Below are 2,691 nucleotides of genomic sequence, written 5' to 3'. Positions count from 1 at the left end.
AACGCCGACGACATCGTGGGCGAGATCCTCGCCGCCTCGAGCAAGCTGACCCACGCCGCCCTGCACGGCATCCGGCTCGAGATCGACGGGGTGCGGGTGACGGATCTCACCCCGACGCGGCCCGGCTCGCTCTATCGCGGCCAGCAGCTGATGTTCCTCGGTCACTACTGGGGCGACGGTGAGGCCACCCTGACCCTGAGCGGCCGCCTCTCGGGCGCCGAGACCCAGTACCGCGGGCGTTTCGCCTTCCCCGCCCAATCGACCGCAAACCCCGAGCTGGAGCGCCTCTGGGCCTACGACCGCATCCGCGAGATGGAGCGCGAGATCGAGAACTTCGGCCCGGACGCCGACATGGAGGACGCCGTTCGCGACCTGGGCGTTGCCTACGGACTGGTGACCGACCGCACCAGCATGGTCGTCCTGCGCGAAGAGGTCTTCGAGCAGCTCGGCATCGAGCGCCTGAACGCGACCCGCAGCGATCTCGAGCGTGCCGCACGCGAGCAACGCACCCAACAGGCCCCGACGAGTCCGCGTGTCGACCAGGCAGAGCCTCTGTTCACGGGAAGCCGTGCGACTCATGCCGGGGGAGGATCGGGAGGCGGTGCCGGCGCCCTCTCGCCCTGGGAGGTCGCGTTCATGCTCCTCGGTGTCGCCGCGATCCTCGCGATCCGCGCTCGGACCGGTCGGCGCACCGACGCGTAGACACTGAGGTCGGATAGGCGCAGCGAAATCCGGGGTCTCGGAGCCATTGCCATGAAGACCAACATGCCCTGGACGCTCGCGCTCGCGCTCGCGGCGGTCGGCGTCTATCTGATCCTGGGACCGGTCCCGGAAGGTCTGATCCTGGAGCGATCCATCCCGCTCGGGGCCGAGCCTTGGCGACCCTTCTCGGCCCATCTCGCGCATAGCGACCCAGGTCATCTCCTCCTGGATGTCACGGGTCTCCTGCTGGTCGGTTGGTTGTACGAGCCGCTCATGCACCGCCGCATGAGCGCGTTGCTTTCCCTGGGAATGCCGGCCATCGTCGGGGCGGTTATGCTGCTGGAGCCTGCCGTCACCGCGTACTGCGGTCTCTCCGGCATCGTCAATCTGATCGTCGGGGCTGGACTGGTCGCGGCCTGGAGGACAACACCGCGCGACCCGCTCCCGATCCTCTTCGCCCTCGCCGTCGCGGCGAAGATCCTGTTGGAGTGTCTGACCGGTCAGGCGCTCTTCAGCGACACCGCCTGGTTGCCGGTGCACAGCGCCCACGCAGCAGGCTTTCTGATCGGCGTCATGTCGGCAGCGGCAAGACCGGCTAAGATTGGCGGCATCGTCAATCCACAAGAGGACACCTCGATGACATCGAGCAGCGGTCCGCGTCACGCCAAAACCGGTAAACCCATCGACAGCGCCAAGCTCGATCGCGTCGTCGCCGATGCCCGCAAGGCCAGCGACGAACGCGCCGCCGGCTATCGGGAGCAGGCACTGAAACTCTACGACTGGGTCTGCGGCCGGTGCGCACGCACCTTCACCCGCGAGAACCTGCGCGAGCTCACCGTCCACCATAAGGACATGGACCACGACAACAACCCGCCCGACGGCAGCAACTGGGAGCTGCTCTGCGTCTACTGCCACGACAACGAGCACCAGAAGTACGAGGAGCACCTCGCCGCGCTTGCCGGCGGCCGAGTCGCCAAGCCGGGCGTTGCCGGAAAGCAGACCACACACAACCCGTTCGAGGGGCTAGCCGATCTCCTGAAGAAAGACAGCTAAACCGCGTACTGTGCAAATTGCTCGAAGCCCATACGGGCAAGTGGTGATACCCATGTCGGGCGTGGATCTCGCCCGAAATCGCCCGCAATCAAGAGACACGGCTCAACGCCATGTCGACCTGGTGACATCTCGAAAGCCGATTACACTTGAAGAGGACTTTCAATCACCTAAACCGCGTCGACTCCGACGCCCCTGATCCGTGTAGAGCCGGCCGAGGAGCGGCGCCGGCTCATGTCGCTCCGGGACGCGGTTTAGGTTTAGCTACAGCCAACGAGGTTTGCGATGGACAAGCACGACTATCAACGCCTGTTGCTCGCGGTGGATTTCGAGAAGGAGAGCGAACCGGTCGTCGCACGCGCGCAGCGGCTCAAGACACTGCTCGGGGCGCGGCTTTTTCTGCTGCATGTCGTCGAGCACATCCCGCCGACGATGGAGTATATGCCGGTCGGTTACGCTGGCGACGTCGCCGTCCCGGAGAATCTGGAACTCGAAGAGGAGCTGCTGGCGATCGCCCGACGTGAGATCGACGTGTTGGGCGATCGCATGGATGTGCCGATCGCAGACCGACTGGTTCGGGTCGGTCCAACCGGACGCACGATCGACGAGGTTGCCGGTGAGCTCCAAGTCGACCTCGTCGTCATCGGCAGCCGCGGACGGCATGGGTTCTTGGGGCTGTTCGGCTCTACGGCGCGCTCGGTTCTGCGCAACCCGACCTGCGACGTGCTGTGCGTAAAGATCGACGAGGCCGGCTAAACCGCGGCCCAGGTTCTTTGTGATCGCCTCGCGTGATCGGACCTCGGGTGAGCCCGGCACCATCGGCGCTGCCGCGGTTGAGGAGTCGGCGAGATGAAGACGAGAGCCTTGAACCTAAACCGCGTCCGAAGCGAGATGCTGATCTTCGAGTGAGTTCGACTTTTGCAGCATCCGCAATCCTTG

General features: G+C 65.2%; 2 protein-coding genes and 2 pseudogenes. All 4 read left to right on the top strand.

The genetic code is table 11. The annotated features are described in order from the left end of the window. A pseudogene (locus GPT33_RS18335) lies at nt 1–702 on the top strand (hypothetical protein); the annotation flags it as partial. Between the two features lie 51 nt (nt 703–753). After that, nucleotides 754–1,275: pseudogene (rrtA, locus tag GPT33_RS18330) on the top strand (rhombosortase); the annotation flags it as partial. Between the two features lie 63 nt (nt 1,276–1,338). Continuing rightward, complete coding sequence (locus tag GPT33_RS18325; protein ID WP_296811964.1) at nt 1,339–1,755, top strand: YajD family HNH nuclease; 417 nt, start codon at nt 1,339–1,341, stop codon at nt 1,753–1,755. A 282-nt stretch (nt 1,756–2,037) separates the two neighbouring features. Next, on the top strand, nt 2,038–2,508 hold the full coding sequence (locus tag GPT33_RS18320) for a universal stress protein (protein ID WP_296811962.1): 471 nt from the start codon (nt 2,038–2,040) through the stop codon (nt 2,506–2,508). The last annotated feature ends 183 nt before the right edge of the window (nt 2,509–2,691 follow it).

Origin of the sequence: Thiocapsa sp., assembly GCF_011390875.1 — a bacterium.
Lineage (GTDB): Bacteria > Pseudomonadota > Gammaproteobacteria > Chromatiales > Chromatiaceae > Thiocapsa.
The sequence above is the reverse complement of the archived record's forward strand: the minus strand, read 5'-3'. Positions and strand labels throughout refer to the sequence as shown.